Genomic DNA, 22,220 nt, shown 5'->3' with positions numbered 1-22,220 from the left:
AGTCTGTTAGCAAAGGTAAAAATATTATTGAATAATTATGCAATCGTTCGCAGAAGAAATTTAATATTTTGCATACGTTTTCGTTGAGGGTATTGAAATTTAATGTATTTTTGAGTAATGTGCTATCTCAAAATAAGATGGTTGAATTTTCAAAGTTTAAAAGATAAAATATATGAAACAAAATCTATTGATTAAGGTATTTTTGTTTTTGTGGTGCATTGTTGCAATTCCTGCAACGGTGTTTGCACAAAAAACAATTACCGGGAAAGTTTACGATGACATGGGGACTTTGCCCGGTGCATCTGTCCTTGTAAAAGGCACAGCTAATGGAACTACAACGGACATCGATGGTAACTTTACGCTTCAAGTTAACGATGGAGATATTATTGAGGTTTCCTATGTAGGATTTGCTACTAGAGAGCTTATCGTTGGACAAGCTGATTTTTCAAGAATTGTTTTGTCTGCTGATACTGAAGTTTTAGACGAAGTTGTCGTTATCGGGTATGGTACAACGACTAAGAAAGACGCAACAGGTTCAGTTACTAGTGTAAAGATTGATGAAGATACTAAAATAGTGACAGCTTCTCCAGAGCAGATGCTATCTGGAAAAACGCCAGGTGTTCAAATTACTGCAAGTGGCGGTGCTCCTGGTGATGGCGGTAGAATTCGTATTCGTGGAGGATCTTCACTCTCAGCTTCTAATGACCCACTAATTGTTATCGATGGTGTGCCTGTGGATAATGATGGTATCAATGGTATGGGGAATGCTCTTTCTTCTATCAACCCTAATGATATTGAGAGTTTTACTGTTTTGAAAGATGCATCAGCCGCTGCTATTTACGGTTCACGTGCATCTAACGGTGTTATTATTATCACTACAAAATCAGGTAAAGGAGATTTAAAAGTTAATTATAACGGTTCTGTCTCATTTCACTTACCTTCAGAATACGTAGATGTACTAAGTCCAGAGGAATTTAAGCAGGTTATGCAGACAAAGCATGGAGACTACACTTTCTTATACGAGCCAAAGTCTACTGACTCCCAATACATGAAAGATTATATAAACTACCAAGGAACAGATTGGCAGAAAGAAATATTCAACCCATCAGTTGGGCATGAACATAACGTAAGTCTTTCAGGGAGTATTAAGCAACGACTACCATTTCGTGTTTCTTTAGGCTATTTAGATGATAACGGAATACTAAGAACCTCTCAGTTTGAAAGAACAACAGCAGCTGTGAGCTTGAGACCTAATTTCTTTGACAATCATTTAAAAGTGAAATTAAATGTAAAAGGGGTTTATGCTGAAAATCGATTTGCAGATACCGGTTCTATTGGTGCAGCAGTTGGTTTTGACCCTACAAAACCTATTATGAATGGCAGTAAGTATGGTGGCTATACCACTTGGGTACAGCAGAATGGTAATCCGCAAACCTTACCGAGTGCCAACCCAATAGCATTATTAGAGCTGACAAATGATGAGTCGACTGTAAAGAGAAGTTTAGGTAATGCCGAATTTGACTATAAATTCCACTTTTTACCAGACTTACGCGCTAATCTTAATTTAGGATACGACTATAGTGAAAGTGAAGGACAAAAATATGTTCCTGAATACGCTTCATGGCAATATTTTGCAGGAGGACAAGACAGAAACTACGAACAACGTAAACGTAATACGTTATTAGATTTCTACCTTAATTACGTAAAAGATATTGAGGATATTGATAGTCGAATTGATGCCATGGTAGGTTACTCTTATCAAAAGTTCTGGAGAACAGAGAACAGCTTAGATGAAAGTATTGTAATACCTATTGGTGAAAGTAACAAAAGGAGCATTTTTGATGATTTTACAACAGAGAATGTGCTGTTATCTTACTTCGGACGTTTAAATTATAGCTTGAAAGACAAGTATCTTTTAACCTTCACGCTCCGTCGTGATGGCTCTTCTCGTTTCTCAGAAGATAACCGCTGGGGACTATTTCCATCGGCTGCTTTTGCTTGGAATATTATAGATGAAGGATTTCTATCAAGTAAAGAAGAGAAAGCATTATCCAATTTAAAATTAAGATTAGGATATGGTGTTACCGGGCAACAGAATATCAATAATGGAGACTATCCTTATTTAGCAAAATACACTATTGGACAACCCACAGCCTCTTATCCATTAGGAGGGAAGTATTATTTAACATATCGACCAGATGGTTATGATGCTAATATTAAATGGGAAGAGACCACCACTTACAACGTTGGATTAGATTTCGGATTTTTAGATGAAAGAATCACAGGTTCTATTGATGCCTATTTAAGAGAAACTTCTGATCTACTGAACGTTGTCCCTGTACCTGCAGGTTCTAATTTGACAAACCAAATTTTAACGAATGTAGGTACTTTAGAAAATAGAGGTGTTGAGTTCTCTATTGCAACAGATATCATTCAAAACGATGATTTTAATTGGAATTCAGCATTTAATATTACCTATAACGAAAACGAGATTACGAAACTAACAGTCAATGATGACCCTAATTTTGTAGGTGTTTATACTGGAGGTATCTCGGGTGGTACAGGAAATACAATTCAAATACACGCTATTGGCAAACCTGCCAGTTCATTCTATGTTTATGAGCAAGTATATGATAAGAATGAGCGCCCTATTGAAGGAATGTATGTAGATAGAAATAAAGACGGGAAAATAACAGAAGACGATAAGTATATCTACGAAGCTCCTGATGCTGATATCTTTATGGGTTGGAATAATACTCTTTCCTATAAGAATTGGGATTTAAGTCTGTCAATGCGTGCGAATTTAAATAACTATGTGTACAATAACGTAAACTCAGACAGAGGGAATTACGAAAGTGTGCGTACTAAGGAAACTTATTTGAATAATGCCACAACAGATGTGTTACACACAGGTTTCAATCATCCTCAATATTTTTCTGACTATTATGTGGAGAATGCATCATTCTTAAAGTTAGACAACATAACTTTAGGCTATAGAGTAAACGAATTGTGGAGTCCAAAATCGAGCATGCGTTTATTTGCGTCAGTCAAAAACGTTTTTACTTGGACTGATTATTCGGGATTAGATCCTGAAATTGCAGGAGGTATTGATAATAATATTTATCCAAGACCATTAACTGTTACGTTTGGTGTTAATGTTGACTTTTAAATTTGAAAAATAGAAAACCATGAAATATATAAAAATCATAGCTTTTTTATTCATTGGAGCACTTTTCGCGGCATGTGAAGGTGATTTAGACACAATTCCTTTGGATAAAGACCAGAAAACAGAAGTAGATATTTACCAGACTACTGAGGATTACAAAGCAGGGTTGGCAAAAATCTATGCAGGATTAGCAACTACAGGGCAACAGGGGCCTGCAGGACAAGGAGACTTAGGCGGTATTGATGAAGGAATCTCTTCATACGTGCGTCAATTGTTTTATTTACAGCAATTTACTACTGACGAAACTAAGGTAGCTTGGAATGACCAAACCGTGCAGGATTTGAATAAAGGAATATGGACACCGGCGGAAGTGAACGTTCGGGGTATGTATTATAGAATTGCTTTTGAGGTTGCCTTAGCGAATGAATTTATTCGTGTAGCAAAAGAAAATACAGACGCACAAATACAAGAATTTGTTTACGAAGCTCGTTTCTTAAGAGCCTTAGCTTATTGGCATGCCCTAGATATGTTTGGAAACTTCCCATTTGTAACGGAAGAGGACGCCGTGGGTAATTTCAATCCGCCAATGGCTACGCGTGCGGAACTTTTTCAATATGTAGAGACAGAACTCTTAGATATTGAAAATAAAATAGCGAAAGCAGGAATGAATGAATATGCTCGTGCTGACCAAGGAGCAGTTTGGATGCTTTTAGCTAAATTATACTTGAACGCTGAGGTTTATACTGGAAATGCTAGATGGGCTGATGCATTAAAATATTCAGAAAATATCATCAATGCTGGTTATCAATTAGAAGATAAATACGCGAATCTATTTTTGGCAGACAATGATAATTCTAACGAAATCATTTTCACAGTTGCTTTTGATGGACAACGAACTCAAACTTGGGGAGGAACTACTTTTATTATACACGCTGCAGTAGGTGGCGATATGGACCCATCAGTCTTTGGTATTGATGGCGGTTGGGGAGGAATCCGTGCAACGGCTGCATTTGCAGACAAATTTGATGACATTAGTGGCGATGTTGATAAACGAGCTATGTTTGTTACTGATGGGCAAGCAAAAGAAATTGCAGATTTATCTAAATTTACAGATGGTTATGCTATTGCTAAATATAAAAATATCACCTCTAACGGTGAAGGTGGTTCTCACCTAACATTCCCTGATACGGACTTCCCAATGTTCCGTTTGGCAGATGCTTACTTAATGTACGCAGAGGCTGTTGTTCGTGGTGGTGGTGGCAGTGCTACCCAAGCATTAGCTTATATTAATGAATTACGCGAGCGTGCTTATGGTGATGACAGTGGCAATATTAACGCAGGTGAATTAACCCTTGAGTTCCTGTTGGAAGAGCGAGCACGTGAGCTGTATTGGGAAGCACACCGTCGTACTGACTTGATCCGTTTTGGTAAGTTTACAGATGCCAATTATAAGTGGGAGTGGAAAGGTGGAAATGCCGATGGTTCTGGAATTGAAGATTATAGAAAAGTATTTCCTATCCCTTCATCAGACATTGGAGCCAATCCTAATTTGAAACAAAACCCTGGTTACTAATCAGTTTAAAGTATATATAAGATGAAGAAATTTATAAAAAATGCACTATGGATTCTTGCTGCGACACTTTTCTTAGCAGCATGTTCAGATGATGTAGACCCAATACTTGGAGACAATACTGTAGCTCCAGAAATTACTGCTCCCGCTGATGGGAATGTCGCCGTACTGTTAAAAACAGATGAAGAAAATCTCTTTGAAGTTTTTGAGTGGACTGTAGCTGATTTTAACTTAGATGTAGTTAACAATTACAGGCTAGAGATGGATTTTTCAGATGCTAACTTTGAAAAAGCAAAGACATTGATAACCACTACTAATTTAAATCATACATTTACTGTTGGAGCCTTTAATAAAGCCTTGTTAGATGCTGGATTAGAGGCAGAGAAAACATACACCATTCAGTTGAGAGTTGTTGCTAACAATTATCTGCATTCTGAACCAATAACTATGACAGTTACTCCCTATTTTGATGTGGATAAGTGGACGCTTATTGGTAGTGCTGTAGGCGGTTGGAATTTGGAAAATGACCAAGCCATGAAGTATGATTCTAGTAATGAAACCTATTATTTGGAGTTAGAAATGAAACCTGGAGAATTTAAATTCCGTGCACCACAAAAAGACCCTTCTGATCCATGGGCTAACAATATGGGACTAAATAAAGACAACCCTGAATTGGTAGATAATGGAAGTGCAATAGGTTTAAAATCTGGTGGTGCTAATATTAAAGTTTCAGGAGGGAATTATAAAGTTCGATTAAATGTAAAGGATGAAACATTTGACATAGAACAAACCAGCGTAGCAGAATTTACGGACTGGACTGAAGCTAAATTAGATGCTGTAGGAACAGGAGTAAGTGGAGATAATGAAAATGCAACAGCTGACAACAGTGGATGGAACTGGGGTAATGTATTATTGGCTGATAATGATGGACTTCCAGCAAAAGATGGAGCAATTTACACTTGGACTTGGGAAGGAATCATTTTAGAGACTAACGAGGGCTTTAAATTAAGAACGCTTAATGGAGAGCCTGCTAGTAATGATATCAGTTTTGATGTTGGTTTTGGAGTGATAGATGTTGAGAATAGTACAGATAAAGTAGTTGATGCAGGAGGAAATATTTCTGTCTCTGAAAAAGGTGTATATAATATTACCTTAACGATTGATGCTGTAAATGGTGATGTTAAAAAAGTCATAATTTCCACACCTCCTCCAAAATATCCTGAACAATTATTTATGATTGGTGATGGTGTTGGAGATTGGGATTGGAATAATACTGATTTGCCTATGATACCAGTAAACGGGACACCTAATCTATTTTGGAAAGTTGTATGGATGAACGAAACAGGTGGTTTCAAATTTGCACCTGAAAAAGCGTGGGGGCAAGACTTTGGTGGCGACAGTGATGCTGTGCAAGAAGAGTATGCTAAGGCAGGTAATAACATTCCTGTTCCCGGAACTGCAGGTTATTATATGGTAGTGGTTGATTTGAATGCCAATAAAATATCTATCGCAGAACCTAAAGTTTATTTAATGGGCAATACCATTGGAAGTTGGGATATGTATAACGAAGCAGGCTTATTCACTGTTGACAATGTTAATGAAAAAATTACCATAACTAAGACTTTGCAAGCTGGAGAACTTAGAATGTATGTAAGTCATCCTTACTTTCCAGAGAATGATTGGTGGCGAACAGAATTCATGATTTTAGATGGAGTTATTGTTCCACGAGGAAATGGCGGAGACCAAGAACGAGTGAATGTCGCTGGAGTGGAGACAACCATTGATCTGAATTTCAAAACCATGACGGGAAGTATTTCTCAATAGAAATGATAAAATAGAAATTAGGCACAGTTTCTCTGTGCCTTTTTTCTTTATAAATAACATGCCTGTATAAACATGACAATATAGATGATGAAAAATCAAAAACTATTTTGGGTAAATCTTATAATCAGTTTTTTCTTGATTAGCTGTGGGGGGAGTGATGTTTCTGACCCAGTATCCAAACCATACCCTACGCCAACTCCAGAACCTAATCCTTCGGTTACCATACCAGAAACAGAATCACCGCAAGCCCAAGGGGCAACATACTGGTGGAATGAAGCCGTATTTTATGAAATCTTTGTGCGTAGTTTCTATGATAGTGATGGCGATGGAATTGGAGATATAAATGGAATTAGAGAAAAATTAGATTATCTTCAAAATGACTTGGGAGCTACTGCACTTTGGTTGATGCCTATTAATCCGTCTCCCTCTTATCATGGTTATGATGTTACAGATTACAAAGCTATCAATCCGGACTATGGTACGATGCAAGACTTTAGATCTCTCGTTCAAGAATTGCACAGTCGAGGAATGAAAATAGTGATTGACTACGTCATTAATCATACGTCTGATCAGCATCCTTGGTTTCAGAGTGCTTACAATGATAAAAAATCAACCTATCGTGATTGGTATATTTTTGTAAATCCCAAACCGACATACACTGGTTCCTGGGGACAAGGAGTATGGCATGGTGAAGCTCCTAATTATTATTACGGAGTCTTTTCATATGTAATGCCTGATTTGAATTACAATACGCAAGCTGTGAAAGATGAAATAAAAGAAACCTCAACTTATTGGTTGACAGAAGTAGGAGTTGATGGATTTCGTTTAGATGCCGCGAAACATCTTATTGAAGAAGGAGAGATTCAAGATAATACAGATGCAACACTCACATATTGGAAGGAGTTTACTGCTAATATGAAGAGTGATAAAAACGATGCGATTACTATTGCCGAAGTTATCGATGGAAGTCAAGTAATTGTGAAATATATAAATAACGGTATAGATTTAGGCTTTGAGTTTGATTTGGCAGGAACAATTTTAAATGCTGTCAAAAAAAATTCTCCTCAAGCTTTAAAATCTAAACTAGCTGAAATTAGAGATTTATATCCTTATCATCAATATGCTACCTTTTTATCGAATCATGACCAAGACCGCTCTTATGAAACGATGGGGAAAAGTATCGCTAATTCAAAATTAGCAGCTTCTATACTGCTTACGTTGCCTGGAACGCCTTTTATTTATTATGGCGAGGAGATTGGCATGTGGGGTACAAAAGCAGGAGGCGACGAATACATTAGAACACCTTTGCATTGGACGAGCGATGCCACAACTGCAGGTTTTACCACAGGCACTCCGTGGTGGAGCATTATTGGAGACCAAGAAACCAAGAATGTTGCAACACAAAAAGAAGAAGATACTTCATTGTTAAATACTTATGCCCAATTGATTGCATTACGAAAATCCCATCCCCAATTTACTAAAGGTACTTTTCAAACTTTAGGAGTGAGTAGCGCGTCTATTTACGGATATTTGAGAGAATTCAAAGGTAAAGCAGTCATAGTGGCTCATAATTTTTCAAATAATGAGATCAGTTCCCCAAAAATTTACGCAAAGAAAACCAATCTGCCAGAGGGGACTTATAAGGTCAAAGACTTCATTAGTGGAAGTTATCTAGAGAATGTGAAGTTAAATGAAGATGGCGGTTTTTTATTTCAACCTATTGAGCGCATTGGGAAAAAAGAGACAAAGGTATTATTGATTGAGCAATAAAATAGCACTTTAGGATGGTACAATATAGAATGATTCAATAATCTTTGGTCTATTCTTTGTAATTGATTTTCTTTATAAAATAACTGAAAATAAATGTAATTATGGCATTAAACAAAAAAGTAGAAGAAGTCCTAAATAAACAAATTAATGCAGAATTTTGGTCTGCATATATGTATTTGTCTATGTCTTCTTATCTAGAGAAAAAAGGGTTGAGTGGATTTGCTCATTGGTTAAAGATGCAATACCATGAAGAGAATGAACATGGAATGAAGCTTTTTGAGTATATTATTGAGCGTGATGGGCGCGTATTATTAGAACCTATCAAAAAGGTACCACACGAATGGGATGGAATTTTGGATTTGTTTGAGCAGGTACTTGAGCACGAGAAGCATGTAACATCTCTAATAAATAAATGCATGAATACTGCTCAAGAAGAATCTGATCATGCAACAGTAAGTATGTTACAATGGTTTGTTGATGAGCAAGTTGAGGAAGAATCTACCTCTCGTGATATTTTAGATAAACTACGAATTATTGGTGGTGAAGATGGACAAGGTCTCTATATGATGAATGAAGAATTCAGAGGACGAACCTTAGAGTAATGATAAACGCTTTGCTGTTGTAAAACATATCAATAAAAAGGGAGTATTTTTTTAGTACTCCTTTTTTTTTATTTGTTGTAAATCAGAACTTTAATATTGATTGTAAATATGTTTAATTTTTATAGTAAGTAACCGTTGGCATAGATTTTAGAGATTTTGCTGAAGAAATCTTATTTTTGGTAGTTAAGTTATAAATGGATTGTTAATTAAAAGCTAATATGCCAGATGAAGATTACAAAAGAATTAATACAGCCCAAAAGCATTGTTGTAATAGGTGCTTCTAATGATATTGAGAAACCAGGAGGAAAAGCACTTTATAACATTAAAAATGGAACATTCGATGGAGATTTATATGCAGTAAATCCAAAAACACCATCGATACAAGAAGTCGATACCTTCAAAAACGTAGAGGAACTTCCACAAGTTGATTTAGCGCTGTTGGCAATCCCAGCTAAATTTTGTACTTCTACTATTGAGATTTTAGTCAAGGAGAAAAATACGAAAGCAATAATTGTATTGTCAGCAGGTTTTTCTGAAATGGGGGAAGAAGGTAAAAAGATAGAGCGTAAGATGGTTGAGTTGGTTGAGGAAGCCGGTGCCTCTTTGATAGGTCCAAACTGTACAGGAATGATGAATGTGCATCACCAATCTAATTTTACCACTCCCGTTCCTAAGTTGACTGATGAGGGTTGTATCTTTATCTCAAGCTCTGGTGCCACTGCAGTTTTCATTATGGAGATAGGTTTAAAGATGGGATTGGACTTTTCATCTATTTTCTCGGTAGGGAATGCTGCACATATTAGTGTAGAAGATGTTTTGGAGTATATCGCCGAGACTTATGAGGAGCACAAGGCAAGAACGATCTTGTTGTATATCGAGTCAATCAACGATCCGCAGGTATTTTTGAAGAGTGCACAATTTTTAGTGGAGAAAGGATTTAAGATTGTTGCCGTAAAATCCGGAACTTCTGATGCTGGTAGTAGAGCGGCAGCCTCACATACAGGAGCAATGCTTAGCTCAGATATGGCTGTAGGGGCTTTATTTAAAAAGGCTGGAGTTATTCGTGTCTATGGAAGACAAGAATTAGTGACCGTAGGTAGCGTATTGCAACATCCTGAATTAAAGGGAAAGAATATTGCAATAATTACTCATGCGGGCGGACCAGCTGTGATGTTGACCGATGCACTTTCTGAGGGTGGTTTGGCAGTGCCTCATTTGCCTGAAGCAAAAACAGCTCATTTATTGGAACAACTTTTCGACGGTTCATCAGTATCTAACCCTATTGACTTTTTAGCAACTGGTACTGCATCGCAATTAGAAAAGTGCATTAGAGTTTGTGAAGAAGACTTATCTATGATTGATGGCATGGTGGTTATCTTTGGTAGCCCTGGTTTGTTTGCCAACGATGAGGCCTATGAAGTTATCAGAGAACAACAATTAAAATGCAAAAAGCCAATTTATGCAGTGATGCCTTCAGTGATTAACTGCGAAAGAGAGATGGCTGAATTTGTGAATAAAGGTGGAGCATTCTTTGATGAAGAAGTGAATTTAGGACGTGCTATGTCTAAGGTCTTTAACCGACCAAAGCCAAGTATCTCAAACAATATAGAGGTTAAAAATACATCTACTATTCAAAGTATTTTAAAAGATAAGAAAGGCTTACTTCCTGTAAGAGATGCATTAAAGGTACTAGATTTAGCAGGAATAAAACGTCCTCAAGAGCGTTTGGTTTATGATGAAAGTCAAGCAGAGGAAGCTGCAAAAGAGATTGGTTTTCCATTAGTCATGAAAGTTGTGGGTCCTGCTCACAAGTCAGAAGTAGGAGGTGTTATTCTTGGCGTGAACTCTATGCAGGAAGTTAAAGGAAACTTTGCAAAGCTGAGTGCCATTCCAGATGCCGATGGTGTTCAAATTTCAGAAATGGTTTCTGGAGTTGAAATATTTATTGGAGTGAAAAAAGAACCGGGATTTGGACATCTAATAACATGCGGACTTGGAGGAATTTTTGTCGAAGTGATGAAAGATATTCAAACCGTATTGGCACCTGTGACGAAAAAAGATGCACTACAGATGGTTCGTTCATTAAAATCGTATCCAATTATTAAAGGAATTAGAGGTAAAGAAGGCGTTGATGAAGATGTAATAGCTGACACTATATGTAAAGTATCTGACTTATTGCAAGCAGCTCCACAAATTGAGGAAATGGATATCAACCCATTAATGGGACGTGGAGATCATTTAGTAGCAGTGGATATAGTAATAACATTATAAAATAGAAGAACATGGAATTTCCAATTTCAAGGAATCTAATCAATGAAAAGAAAGCAGACCTGCGAATAAAGAATATTGGACGAGCATCTATAAGAGACTTAGTTTTTCTAGTTAACAGCTTAGAGGCTTCCGTAGGAGAACGTTTTGTTCGTATGGAGATGGGCGTTCCTGGTCTTCCTTCACCTAAAGCAGGGATAGATGCTGAGATGGAGGCACTTAAAAAAGGAGTTACTGCTGTTTATCCTAATTTGGATGGATTGCCTGAATTAAAAACTGAGATTGCTCGTTTTGCAAAACTTTTTTTAGATATAGATGTTAAACCTACTTCTTGCGTTCCTACAGTAGGCTCTATGCAAGGGATTTTTGCTTGCTTTACGGTAGCAAACAATTGTCATGCTGATAGAGAAAAAGGGACACTTTTTATTGACCCAGGATTTAATATTAATAAACTACAGGCAAGAATCTTAAAACAAAAGGTAGGTACATTTGATATGTACAATTATAGAGGAAAAAAGTTAGGAGAAAAGTTAGAAAGTATGCTAGCTACCGGTGAGTATTCGACCATACTTTATTCTAATCCTAATAATCCTACCTGGCAGTGCTTTACCGAAGAAGAGTTACAGATGATTGGAGAATTGGCAACAAAATATGACGTCATCGTGATAGAAGATCTCGCTTACTTCAGTATGGACTTCCGTCAAGATTATTCGGTGCCGGGTGAGCCTCCTTATCAACCTTCAGTTGCTCATTATACCGAAAATTATATTTTGACAATTTCAAGTTCAAAAGCTTTCAGTTATGCTGGACAACGCATAGGAATGATGGTAATGTCTGACAAATTGTGCGAGAGAGATTATCCTGACTTGCAAGTGCAATTTGGCTATACTCGTTTTGGTGATGCGATGATACGTTCAGCATTGTATGCACTATCTTCTGGCGTTAGCCACACTGCACAATGGGGGCTGCAAGGAATATTGAAAGCTGTAAATGATGGTGATTATAATTATAGAGAAGAAATAAAAGTCTATGGAGAGAAAGCTAACGTTGTAAAGAAAATGTTCTTAGATAACGGCTTTCATATTGTTTATAATAGCGACGGTGAGGAACCATTGGCAGACGGGTTTTATTTTACAGTAGCTTATGATGGACTTACCGGCTCGGAGCTGTTAGATAAATTTTTAGAGTACGGACTTTGTGCTATTGCTTTAGAAACCACGGGAAGCGAGCGAACTGAGGGCTTACGTATTTGCATTTCTCTAATACCAGACGAACAACTTCCAGACTTAGAAAAACGTTTAGCATTACTTCATAACTCGATGATATAGAAGTAATTTATAAAAGCTAATTTAGCGGAGAACGTACTATAAATTATAGTACGTTTTTTTATGCAAAGGTTTTAATTTGAACTAATTGTTAAATGTGGTGTTACTCACACGTTTGAGTAGATAAATCATTTGGCTATGGCTTTAATAAGTGTTTATTTTGTAGTGTATTTCAGAGATGATTAGAAATAATACATTTTTTTATACAGAACATAAGAAGATTAAGTTTTAGAGTTAGTTTTAGGGTAATTGGTTTTTTGAAAGGAGTTGTATTCGATACAGCTCCTTTTTTAATTTTCACTATTGTATATCAGATTAAAATTGTTGTATAACATATAATTCTTAAAATATTATTATATTTATCGACTGTAAAGAAAAATATTTAATTTCTAATTTATGAATATACACGAATATCAAGCAAAAGAGATCTTGAGAAAATTTGGTGTGGCTGTACCTAATGGACAGGTTGCATCTTCTGTTGAAGAAGCTGTAGCAGCTGCAGAAAAAGTAGGTTTACCCGTAGTGGTAAAAGCACAAATTCATGCTGGGGGAAGAGGTAAAGGAGGAGGAGTGAAGTTTGCTAAGACAGCGGATGAAGTGAAACAGTATGCCGATGATATCCTAGGGATGACTTTGGTAACTCATCAGACTGGTCCTGAAGGGAAATATGTAAAAAAAGTATGGATAGAAGAAGCTTCTGATATCGACAGGGAACTTTATGCAGGAATCGTATTAGACCGTGAAACTTCGAAGGTTACCTTTATGGTTTCTACAGAAGGAGGAATGGAAATTGAAAAGGTGGCAGAAGAAACGCCAGAAAAAATTGTAAAAGTAGCTATAGACCCAACCGTAGGTCTCATGCCTTATCAAGCGAGACAACTGGCTTTTGCTTTGGGACTTGAAGGTAACGCAATGAAAAGTGGTACTAAATTCTTTGCAGCACTTTATAAAGCTTATGTAGCTTTGGATGCCGCATTGTTTGAGATAAATCCTTTGGTTGTAACAAAATCAGGAGATGTAATTGCATTGGACGCTAAAGTGAATTTTGATGAAAATGCACTATTTCGTCATAAGGATGTTCTAGAGCTGAGAGACTTTGATGAAGAAGAACCTACAGAAGTAGAAGCATCTAAATATGGTCTTAATTATGTGAAATTGGATGGAAATATTGGTTGTATGGTTAATGGTGCAGGATTAGCCATGGGAACAATGGATATTATTAAACTTAACGGAGCTGAGCCAGCAAACTTCTTAGATGTTGGCGGTACAGCATCAGCAGAAACCGTAGAACAAGGTTTTCGTATTATTCAATCGGATAAAAATGTAAAAGCGATTCTCATCAATATTTTTGGAGGTATCGTGCGTTGTGACCGTGTAGCGAGAGGAGTCGTAGAAGCTGTTAAAAATATTGGGACTGATATGCCTATCGTAGTACGTCTACAGGGTACGAATGCTAAAGAAGCAAGAGAAATTTTAGAGCAATCAGGGATGAATATTCTAGCAGCCAAAGAATTACAAGAGGCAGCAGAGAAAGTAGTATCAACTATTAAATAATTTAGAAATGAGCGTATTAGTAAATAAAGATACACGATTAGTCGTACAAGGAATAACAGGTTCTGAAGGTGGGTTTCACACAGAACAAATGGTTGATTATGGAACAAATGTAGTAGCAGGTGTTACTCCAGGTAAAGGAGGACAAAAAGTTCTTAATGATATTCCTGTTTTTAACACTGTGAAAGAAGCCGTAGATGAAAGGCAAGCAAACACTTCGGTCATTTTTGTGCCACCACCATTTGCTGCAGATGCTATTCTCGAAGCTGCAGATGCAGGAATAAAAGTAATTATTTGTATTACAGAAGGTATTCCTGTGGGAGATATGGTAAAGGTAAAAGCCGTATTAAATCAAAAAGAAGATGTAACACTTATTGGACCTAACTGCCCAGGTGTGATTACTCCAGGTGAAGCAAAGGTTGGTATTATGCCGGGATTTATTCATAAAAAAGGAACAGTGGGAGTGATTTCTCGTTCAGGGACATTAACCTACGAAGCAGTGCATCAATTAGTAGAGCAAGGTCTCGGTCAATCTACAGCGATTGGTATTGGCGGTGATCCAATTATCGGAACAAAACATATTGATGCTGTAAAACTACTCAATAAAGACCCAGAGACGGAAGCTATAGTTTTAATTGGAGAGATTGGCGGAAATGCAGAAGAAGAAGCGGCAGCTTACATCAAAGATAATGTGAAAAAGCCAGTGATAGCATTTATTGCTGGACAAACGGCACCTCCAGGAAGACGCATGGGGCACGCAGGAGCTATTATTGCAGGAGGAAAAGGAACTGCTGAGGCGAAGATGGAAGCATTGGAAGCAGCAGGTATCTATGTCGTAAAATCTCCTGCTGATATAGGAAAAAAAGTTAAAGAAGTTTTAAGATAAAAGTTTGAATTTGTTATTTATTATGAACTCAGGAATAGGAATGACCATTTGGGCAGTAATTTGTCTATTAGCTTTATTCTTTATAGTTAGAGCAATTATTAGATATATGAAAAAGAAATAATAAGTTAAAGAGATTCTTAATTTTCGATATAATTTTTCATTTCTTTTAGATGTAAAATAGCGAATTAGTTGTTTCTTAAACATAAAGTAACCTATATATGAGAAGTCCTTACTACATTTGTAAGGACTTTTTATTTAGACCAATTAGTAAAGAAATTTATGGAGCAGAGAGAATACTGGTATAAGATTATTATTTGCATTGTAGGTATTTTACTATATATCGTCAATTTAGATACGATGGCAGTAGAAATAATGGAGGCGAGAAACTTAGTCACTGTAAGAGAAATGTTACAATCTGGTGATTGGCAACACCCAACTATGAATGGTGTTTTACGCCTTGAGAAACCTCCCTTACCAACTTGGATTACAGCTATTTCCGCATCCATATTTGGTTTGAAAAATTTATTCTTTTTACGCTTGCCAGCAGCTTTAATGTCCATTTGGTTACTATTTTCTATGAATAGTTTGGTGAAACGATTGACAAATGACAAATTGTTGGCAATGCTATCAGCCATATCATTAGCAGGAATGCTGTATGTCGTTATGTTAGGGCGTAGAGAAACTTGGGATATTTATACTCATAGTTTTATGCTGGCTGCTATAGTCCAGTTTGTTGCGATGTTGCAATCGGTAAGACCACTTCGAAATGCTTTATGTGGAGGCATTCTTTTTGGCGCAGCATTCTTAAGTAAAGGTCCCGTCTCACTCTATGCACTATTCCTGCCATTTGTGCTCATATATTGCTGGCAATACCGCCCATTATTTGGTAAAAGTAAAAGAGCTGCTCTTGCCATTTACATTATAATTGCTTTTATAATCTCTGCTTCATGGTTTGTTTTCTTGCAGTTGTCTTTGGGTAATGAAGCAAAGGAGGTGTTGGAGGGAGAGGTTAATAATTGGCACTCCTACAATGTAAAACCCTGGTATTATTATATCAAAGATTATCCTGTTCATTCAGGTTTATGGACTTTAATCTTAGCAATAGGTCTATTTACAAAATACAATTATAACAAGCTAAGAGATAAGAAAGCCTTTTCGTTTTTCTGGCTTTGGACTGTGGCATCAATACTATTGCTTTCAATCATTCCAGAAAAGAAAGTGCGTTATTTATTGCCAACATTTATTCCTGCATCATTCCTAGTCGGAAGTTATTTTTATTATTTAATTAAAGATTATGAAAGATATAAAAAGCCTTTGGATACGGTAATTCTGAAAATTCATACTGTGATTTTTATGATTGTCGCGGTGGCTCTGCCAATAGGAATTTATATGTTATTTTATAGAACAGCCGTAGTCGGATGGATAACAGTGGCAGGAGTGTGTTTGATGTCACTGTTTTGTATTTACCTATTATGGAAGGTCTGGAGTAGTGATAAAAAGCACATCTTAATTGTAGGAGCTATTCTTTTATTGTCGTCGGCAATATTGTTTTTCGTTCCCAATTCAAAATACATGTTGAACCCTCAATTTCATTCGATTGGGGAGGTACAAAAAATTCAGGGTTTAGAAGGGCTACCAGGTTATGCACTTGAAGAAACACGTATAGAGTTGATTTGGTGGACAGGAAGAAAAATAAAAGAGGTGCAAAACCTTGATGGTTTGCAACCTCCTTATATGTTATTGACCAATGAAAAACCTACGGAATATAATCTGCCAAGTAATTATGAACTGATTGGTCATTATGATAATAATAGTAAGCCAGAAGGGCATAAATATCATCATAAAAGTTTGAGCAAATACGTTGTTATTGTCCGTTAAACTTTAGGCTAATTCTAAAACCTTCTTGATTAGGTTAGTGGCTCCCTCATAAATATCTGATATTTTAGCATCTAGCATATAGCAAGGGGTTGTCACTATTTTCTTTTCTTCATCAGTGACGATTTCTCCGTGAGTCGTTTTTTTGTGTTTCCCACCCCAATTTTCTACGGTTTTAGCAATATCATCATCTTGCCCTAAGGTTACCGTAGCTTTCAAAGCTTTGGCTACCATAACTGGTGCTATACAAAGTGCACCGATAGGTTTTTTAGCTTCGTAAGTTTGTTGAAGTGCTTTTGTGACTTCTTCATTGATGTTCATATTTTCACCATCAACAGCAAACGAGCAAAGATTTTTTGCTGCGCCAAAACCACCAGGCAATACCAGTGCATCAAAGTCTTTCACATCATATTCTTTTAAGTCTTTAATTTCACCTCGAGTGATTCGTGAAGCTTCGATGAGTACATTTCTTTTTTCAGGCATTTCGTCTCCTGTGATATGGTTAATCACATCTCTTTGGTCGATGTTTGGAGCAAAAGCATGATACTCGGCTCGCTGTTGGTCTATGGCAAGAAGGGTTAAAGTCGCTTCATGTATTTCACTCCCATCTGCTTTGCCACATCCGGCAAGAATTACTGCTATTTTCTTTTTCATAACTATTGAATTTTCTATTGTTTCTATTGGAATAAAGATAAATAAATTCTATAAAAAAGAAAAACCACAAATACAATTTGTGGCTTAGCTCTTGTGACAATATGTTTGCTAAATGCAAACGATGTTAGTGTTGTTCACAATGAATTTAAGCTAATTTTACATTCACTGCATTCATTCCTTTACGGCCTTCTTGCAGCTCGAAAGTTACTTCATCATTTTCATTAACTTTGTCAATCAATCCTGATACATGTACAAAATACTCGTTGTCTGATTCTGAATCTTTAATAAATCCAAACCCTTTAGTTTCATTAAAGAATTTAACTGTTCCTGTTTTCATTATAATAATTTGATAAATAATTTAAATCGTATGCAATGTACGATAAAACTTTTAAATTCTACTATAACTCAATTCATTTTAACCTTAAGTTCCTTTAAATCCTAATAGCAATTGTATAAAAGTTGCTACTTTTGCGACAATATTGGGAAAAGATATGACAAAATATTTAGGATATTATAAACGAAACTTGCGGTTAGCTTTTCCTATTGTGTTGTCACAGTTAGGGCAAATAGTAGTACAACAGGCTGATATTATGATGGTTGGTCGTTTAGGTCCAACTGAATTAGCTGCAATTGCTTTCGCCAATTCTATTTTTATTTTTGGAATGGTTTTCGCCATGGGATTTAGTTTAGGATTAACACCTGCTGTAGGACATGTTGAGGACAAAACTCAATATAAATTATTAGCAAAGATTTTATCAAATGCGTATATCATTAATATCGTTATTGCAGTCTGTTTGATGATTCTGATGTATGTTATTAGTTTTTTCTTCTCTAATATGGGGCAAGACCCAGCGGTCGTTAGCTTGGCAAAACCCTATTATGTTACTATTTTATTATCATTGTTGCCACTGTCTTTGTTTTTTACCAATAAGCAATTTGCTGAGGGGTTGGGGGACACCAAAAATGCAATGTATGTTACCTTATTTGCGAACTTTTTAAATATTTTCCTCAACTATGTCTTGATTTTTGGGAAATGGGGTTTTCCAGAATTGGGAATGTTAGGAGCTGGTCTTGCAACATTGACATCTAGGATATTTATGGCATTGGGCTTTTATGCCATATTTTTGAGGCGTAATTTATTCAATAGAATCACAAAATACATAGACCTTAGGGATTACAGCAGGCTTCATATTCGTAAGCTTTTCAAACTCGGCTTACCGATTTCTATGCAGATGTTTTTAGAAGTTGCCGCTTTTGCATTAAGTGGTATCATGGCAGGATGGTTGGGGGTAATTTCTTTAGCTTCGCATCAGATTGCTATGGGTATCAGTTCCATGACTTTTATGCTAGCCATAGGAGTGGGAGCAGCAACCACTATAAGAGTTTCTCATTATTACGGAGAACAGAATTTTAAACGCTTGATGTTAGCAGCAACAGCATCTACTCACATTGTTTTGGCATTTATGGGACTATCAGGGCTGTTGATTTTTCTTTTTAGGCATGATTTTCCTTATTTTTATAATACAGATGAGAACGTTGTAGCACTTACTGCAATACTTTTAGTTGCCACTGCAATTTTTCAAGTATTTGATGGGTTGCAAGTAGTTATGCTCAGTATTTTGAGAGGTTTAGGTGATGTTACCTATGCCATGATTTATTCTTTTGTAGCTTACATTCTTGTAAACTTGCCAACTAGTTATTTTTTAGCATTTACCTTAGATTTGGGTACAGTCGGGCTGTGGTATGGTTTTATATTTGGGCTTGCTGTCGCGGGTTTGCTTTTTTACAGTCGCATTAGAACAATTTATAAATCATTCAACAGTTAAAAAATAGTAGGATATTATTAGCTTAATCTGCCTTAATTATTGTTTGAGTTCATGGTTTTTACATAGTTTTCTAAATCAATACCATTCATAGTAAATTCCATAGCTAATTCACAAACAATCATTGATAACTCATCATTTTCAATAGTTAAGTCTGAATGAAAGTGATTTAACAATGAGTCAATGGAATCAGGCAAATGATTTGCCTGTGCAACTTCTCGAATTTTTATGGTTGAGATATTGTAATCTGTTATCTGATTCTTATCAAGCACTTTTTTTAGAGTTTCAACTCCATCATCCCAGAGGATAAGCAAATTAGAGTTGAGGAAATCTCGCAAGTCGAATATGTGCCATATATCCTTAAAGTAATTGTCCTCGATCCACTCCTTTCTATAGCCCAATAATTCTACATTTTCCTGAAATAGTCTATTCTCAAATATTTCATCAGGAGGCATAAAATCATAGGTTTTTATACTTGCAAGCTTTCCGTATTGAATAAAGCACAGCTCGATTTGAAAGGTGCTGAAGAGATCGTCGGTGCCCCTTAAGAAATTTATCCCGATAAAGTCAAAATTGGTGCCGAAATATTCCTTGAAATTTAGAGGGTTTTTAAATGTTCCATTCCTTATTTTTGACGCAATAGCTCTCTTAAATTCAGGTTTTATATTCAGACCTTTCTTTTTCATTTCAGCATAGATTGGCTCAAGTTTATAGGGAACTTCTTCTTCTATGTATTCATAAAATCTGAAGTCATTGACTTTTTCGGGATTGGGGAAAGATACCTCTATGGTTCTTTGTGAATTTTCATGTAAGGTACTGTTTATTCTTAGTGCAATCCATTTAACAAGTTTGATTAATCCCCAAACTGTAGCTACGATTATAATAAGTGCTAAAACTATGGCAATTAACATTTTTTTGTGTTTTTATATTTGCACTTGTATTTTATTCGTAAAGAGATTCTTTACTGAGCAAATGTGCTAAAGCTACTTATTTACTCATCAAGTCAGCAAATTCCTTAATTCCATTGCATGCTGTATCTTCAATGAAATGCACATGGTCGAGCAGTCTGTCCTCGTGCCGTTTAGGATCGATGATGTAAATAGGTTTTCCATCAGGAAGATAGTCAATAAGAGATGCTGCTGGGTAAACTTGTAGGGATGTTCCAATAACGAGCAATATATCTGCCGTTTCTACGATTTTTGCAGCTTTATGCATTTCTGGAACGGCTTCCCCAAACCAAACAATGTGCGGACGTAATTGACCGCCATCTTCCGCCTTGTCACCCAGCATAATATCTTTGTCGCAATCATAAATAAGCTTCTCATTTTTTGTGCTTCGTGATTTTAATAACTCGCCATGCAGGTGTAAGACATTTTTCGACCCAGCTCTCTCATGGAGATTATCAACGTTTTGCGTGATGATGCTGACCTTGAAGTTTTTCTCTAGCTCCTTCAATGTTTTATGGGCAGTATTGGGTTTCACTTCTAAAAGTTGTCTGCGTCTGTCGTTGTAGAACTTTAATACCAATTCAGGTTTTTTTTCCCACCCAATAGGAGAGGCAACCTCCATAACATCGTAGCCTTCCCAAAGACCATCGGCATCTCTAAAGGTTTTTATTCCACTTTCTGCACTAATTCCTGCACCTGATAATACGACTAAATGTTTCATGATTTTAATTTATGGATTCTATTCGTAAAGTTAACATTTTTTTGTGAATTTTTACTTGCATCGTCCGCATGAAAATTAACTATCTTTGCACTATGATTGAGATTAAAAATGTCATAGTTAGTTTAGATATCATCGAAAAGAAGTTTCTATGTGATATTTCAAAATGTCATGGTGTCTGCTGTGAAGAAGGTGACTCAGGTGCTCCCTTAGAATCTGAAGAAGAGGATATTCTTAAAGAAATATATCCCAAAGTGAAGCCTTTTCTAAGAGAAGAAGGCATAAAAGCGATTGAAGAACAAGGGGTTGCTGTTGTTGATTTTGAAGGTGATTTAGTGACACCCTTGAGAGCTAACAAGGAATGTGCTTTTACAGTGTATGAAGAAGGGGTAGCACTATGTGGAATTGAAAGAGCTTACGAGGCTGGAGCCGTAGATTTCAAAAAGCCAATATCCTGTGCTTTGTATCCTATTCGGGCAAAAAAATATAGTCAATTTGAAGGCTTGAACTATGATATACAACCCATGTGCAATGTTGCACGAATATTGGGAACAAAGCGAGGACTTCCTATTTATAAGTTCTTGAAACTCCCCTTAATTAGGAAATATGGTGAGGATTGGTATGAGGAGTTGGATAAAGTAGCAACTGAATATTTAAAATTGGAGAAGCAAGATCCAATACAAATGAAAAAATAAAATATTATGGAGGTAAAAATAAAAGAAGGTATTACATTACAGCAAAAAAGGACAGTTGCTTTAGACGACACAGCTATAAAATATGGTTCTGGGTTGGCAGAAGTGTATGCTACACCCGCCATGATTTCTTTTATGGAGAATACAGCATACCGAAGTATAGAATCTTTTCTTCCAGAGGGATATAGCACGGTAGGTATTAGCATTAACGTACAACATACAAAAGCAACCTTACCGGGGAAGAAAGTGGATTGTCAATCAATCGTAACTAAGGTAGATGGAAAAAAGGTTTTCTTTAAAATTGAAGCCTCTGATGAAGAGGGTAAAATTGGTACTGCTGATCACGTAAGATATATTGTAAATTCTGAAGAATTCGTAGCCCGATTGAAAAAGTAAATTTTTTCTGCATTTTAGTAATTGCTATACAACATTTGCCGTTTTAAATTACTAGTTATCAGTGTTTTACGGGTAGTTTTTTTGTGGGGCGTTGCAAAGAAGTGCTTCCCTATGCTTGAATTAAAATCTTTATGTTATTTTTGAGTTAAAATT

17 protein-coding genes are annotated in these 22,220 nt (G+C 36.4%); 13 read left to right on the top strand and 4 right to left on the bottom strand.

Annotation, left to right across the window (positions count from 1 at the left end; genetic code table 11):
- Positions 1-172 precede the first annotated feature (172 nt).
- The 10 genes from C7377_RS00265 (at position 173) to C7377_RS00220 (ending at position 16,840) form a co-directional block, all read left to right on the top strand.
- A complete protein-coding gene (locus tag C7377_RS00265) occupies positions 173-3,169 on the top strand; it encodes a SusC/RagA family TonB-linked outer membrane protein (RefSeq protein ID WP_116495346.1) in 2,997 nt (998 codons plus the stop codon).
- A 19-nt stretch (positions 3,170-3,188) separates the two neighbouring features.
- Complete coding sequence (locus C7377_RS00260) at positions 3,189-4,739, top strand: RagB/SusD family nutrient uptake outer membrane protein (protein ID WP_116495345.1); 1,551 nt, start codon at positions 3,189-3,191, stop codon at positions 4,737-4,739.
- A 21-nt stretch (positions 4,740-4,760) separates the two neighbouring features.
- The gene (locus C7377_RS00255) at positions 4,761-6,560 is read left to right on the top strand and encodes a SusF/SusE family outer membrane protein (protein WP_116495344.1); all 1,800 of its coding nucleotides are present in this window, start codon (positions 4,761-4,763) and stop codon (positions 6,558-6,560) included.
- Positions 6,561-6,644: 84 nt separating this feature from the next.
- Positions 6,645-8,330: an alpha-amylase family glycosyl hydrolase gene (locus tag C7377_RS00250; RefSeq protein ID WP_116495343.1), complete on the top strand. Its 1,686-nt coding sequence runs from the start codon at positions 6,645-6,647 to the stop codon at positions 8,328-8,330.
- A 101-nt stretch (positions 8,331-8,431) separates the two neighbouring features.
- Positions 8,432-8,932 (top strand): ferritin, encoded by a 501-nt coding sequence (locus C7377_RS00245; RefSeq protein WP_116495342.1) that lies wholly within the window; start codon positions 8,432-8,434, stop codon positions 8,930-8,932.
- 225 nt (positions 8,933-9,157) lie between these two features.
- Entirely contained in the window at positions 9,158-11,203 is a 2,046-nt protein-coding gene (locus C7377_RS00240) for an acetate--CoA ligase family protein (protein WP_116495341.1), read from the top strand.
- A gap of 11 nt (positions 11,204-11,214) precedes the next feature.
- Positions 11,215-12,528, top strand: coding sequence for an aminotransferase class I/II-fold pyridoxal phosphate-dependent enzyme (locus C7377_RS00235; protein WP_116495340.1), 1,314 nt, complete (start codon positions 11,215-11,217; stop codon positions 12,526-12,528).
- A 393-nt stretch (positions 12,529-12,921) separates the two neighbouring features.
- Positions 12,922-14,079: an ADP-forming succinate--CoA ligase subunit beta gene (gene sucC, locus C7377_RS00230; RefSeq protein WP_116495339.1), complete on the top strand. Its 1,158-nt coding sequence runs from the start codon at positions 12,922-12,924 to the stop codon at positions 14,077-14,079.
- A 7-nt stretch (positions 14,080-14,086) separates the two neighbouring features.
- Entirely contained in the window at positions 14,087-14,962 is an 876-nt protein-coding gene (gene sucD, locus C7377_RS00225; protein ID WP_116495338.1) for a succinate--CoA ligase subunit alpha, read from the top strand.
- A gap of 279 nt (positions 14,963-15,241) precedes the next feature.
- The gene (locus C7377_RS00220; RefSeq protein ID WP_116495337.1) at positions 15,242-16,840 is read left to right on the top strand and encodes an ArnT family glycosyltransferase; all 1,599 of its coding nucleotides are present in this window, start codon (positions 15,242-15,244) and stop codon (positions 16,838-16,840) included.
- A gap of 3 nt (positions 16,841-16,843) precedes the next feature.
- On the opposite strand, the gene elbB is transcribed toward C7377_RS00220, so the two are convergent.
- Positions 16,844-17,491: an isoprenoid biosynthesis glyoxalase ElbB gene (gene elbB / locus C7377_RS00215; RefSeq protein ID WP_116495336.1), complete on the bottom strand. Its 648-nt coding sequence runs from the start codon at positions 17,489-17,491 to the stop codon at positions 16,844-16,846.
- Positions 17,492-17,636: 145 nt separating this feature from the next.
- Positions 17,637-17,828, bottom strand: coding sequence for a cold-shock protein (locus C7377_RS00210; protein ID WP_116495335.1), 192 nt, complete (start codon positions 17,826-17,828; stop codon positions 17,637-17,639).
- Between the two features lie 154 nt (positions 17,829-17,982).
- Between C7377_RS00210 and C7377_RS00205 the strand changes: the two genes are divergently transcribed.
- Entirely contained in the window at positions 17,983-19,317 is a 1,335-nt protein-coding gene (locus tag C7377_RS00205; protein ID WP_116495334.1) for an MATE family efflux transporter, read from the top strand.
- 32 nt (positions 19,318-19,349) lie between these two features.
- Here the strand turns inward: C7377_RS00205 and C7377_RS00200 are convergent, their stop codons facing one another.
- Both C7377_RS00200 and C7377_RS00195 read right to left on the bottom strand, forming a co-directional pair.
- Positions 19,350-20,225, bottom strand: coding sequence for a hypothetical protein (locus C7377_RS00200; RefSeq protein ID WP_116495333.1), 876 nt, complete (start codon positions 20,223-20,225; stop codon positions 19,350-19,352).
- 76 nt (positions 20,226-20,301) lie between these two features.
- Positions 20,302-20,982, bottom strand: a complete 681-nt coding sequence (locus C7377_RS00195) for an SIR2 family NAD-dependent protein deacylase (protein WP_116495332.1) — start codon at positions 20,980-20,982, stop codon at positions 20,302-20,304.
- A 92-nt stretch (positions 20,983-21,074) separates the two neighbouring features.
- On the opposite strand from C7377_RS00195, the gene C7377_RS00190 reads away from it, so the two are divergent.
- Positions 21,075-21,674: a DUF3109 family protein gene (locus C7377_RS00190; RefSeq protein ID WP_116495331.1), complete on the top strand. Its 600-nt coding sequence runs from the start codon at positions 21,075-21,077 to the stop codon at positions 21,672-21,674.
- A 6-nt stretch (positions 21,675-21,680) separates the two neighbouring features.
- Positions 21,681-22,067, top strand: a complete 387-nt coding sequence (locus C7377_RS00185) for a thioesterase family protein (RefSeq protein ID WP_116495330.1) — start codon at positions 21,681-21,683, stop codon at positions 22,065-22,067.
- Positions 22,068-22,220: the final 153 nt, after the last annotated feature.

It is taken from the genome of Balneicella halophila (genome assembly GCF_003096835.1).
Classification (GTDB): domain Bacteria; phylum Bacteroidota; class Bacteroidia; order Bacteroidales; family Balneicellaceae; genus Balneicella; species Balneicella halophila.
The sequence above is the reverse complement of the archived record's forward strand: the minus strand, read 5'-3'. Positions and strand labels throughout refer to the sequence as shown.

Coding starts and splice junctions, on each gene's coding strand:
- C7377_RS00235 (WP_116495340.1), top strand. CDS start 11,215: ATGGAATTTCCAATTTCAAGGAATCTAATCAATGAAAAGAAAGCAGAC.
- sucD (WP_116495338.1), top strand. CDS start 14,087: ATGAGCGTATTAGTAAATAAAGATACACGATTAGTCGTACAAGGAATA.
- C7377_RS00255 (WP_116495344.1), top strand. CDS start 4,761: ATGAAGAAATTTATAAAAAATGCACTATGGATTCTTGCTGCGACACTT.
- C7377_RS00185 (WP_116495330.1), top strand. CDS start 21,681: ATGGAGGTAAAAATAAAAGAAGGTATTACATTACAGCAAAAAAGGACA.
- C7377_RS00250 (WP_116495343.1), top strand. CDS start 6,645: ATGATGAAAAATCAAAAACTATTTTGGGTAAATCTTATAATCAGTTTT.
- C7377_RS00265 (WP_116495346.1), top strand. CDS start 173: ATGAAACAAAATCTATTGATTAAGGTATTTTTGTTTTTGTGGTGCATT.
- C7377_RS00190 (WP_116495331.1), top strand. CDS start 21,075: ATGATTGAGATTAAAAATGTCATAGTTAGTTTAGATATCATCGAAAAG.
- C7377_RS00240 (WP_116495341.1), top strand. CDS start 9,158: ATGAAGATTACAAAAGAATTAATACAGCCCAAAAGCATTGTTGTAATA.
- C7377_RS00245 (WP_116495342.1), top strand. CDS start 8,432: ATGGCATTAAACAAAAAAGTAGAAGAAGTCCTAAATAAACAAATTAAT.
- C7377_RS00220 (WP_116495337.1), top strand. CDS start 15,242: ATGGAGCAGAGAGAATACTGGTATAAGATTATTATTTGCATTGTAGGT.
- C7377_RS00205 (WP_116495334.1), top strand. CDS start 17,983: ATGACAAAATATTTAGGATATTATAAACGAAACTTGCGGTTAGCTTTT.
- sucC (WP_116495339.1), top strand. CDS start 12,922: ATGAATATACACGAATATCAAGCAAAAGAGATCTTGAGAAAATTTGGT.
- C7377_RS00210 (WP_116495335.1), bottom strand. CDS start 17,828: ATGAAAACAGGAACAGTTAAATTCTTTAATGAAACTAAAGGGTTTGGA.
- elbB (WP_116495336.1), bottom strand. CDS start 17,491: ATGAAAAAGAAAATAGCAGTAATTCTTGCCGGATGTGGCAAAGCAGAT.
- C7377_RS00195 (WP_116495332.1), bottom strand. CDS start 20,982: ATGAAACATTTAGTCGTATTATCAGGTGCAGGAATTAGTGCAGAAAGT.
- C7377_RS00260 (WP_116495345.1), top strand. CDS start 3,189: ATGAAATATATAAAAATCATAGCTTTTTTATTCATTGGAGCACTTTTC.
- C7377_RS00200 (WP_116495333.1), bottom strand. CDS start 20,225: ATGTTAATTGCCATAGTTTTAGCACTTATTATAATCGTAGCTACAGTT.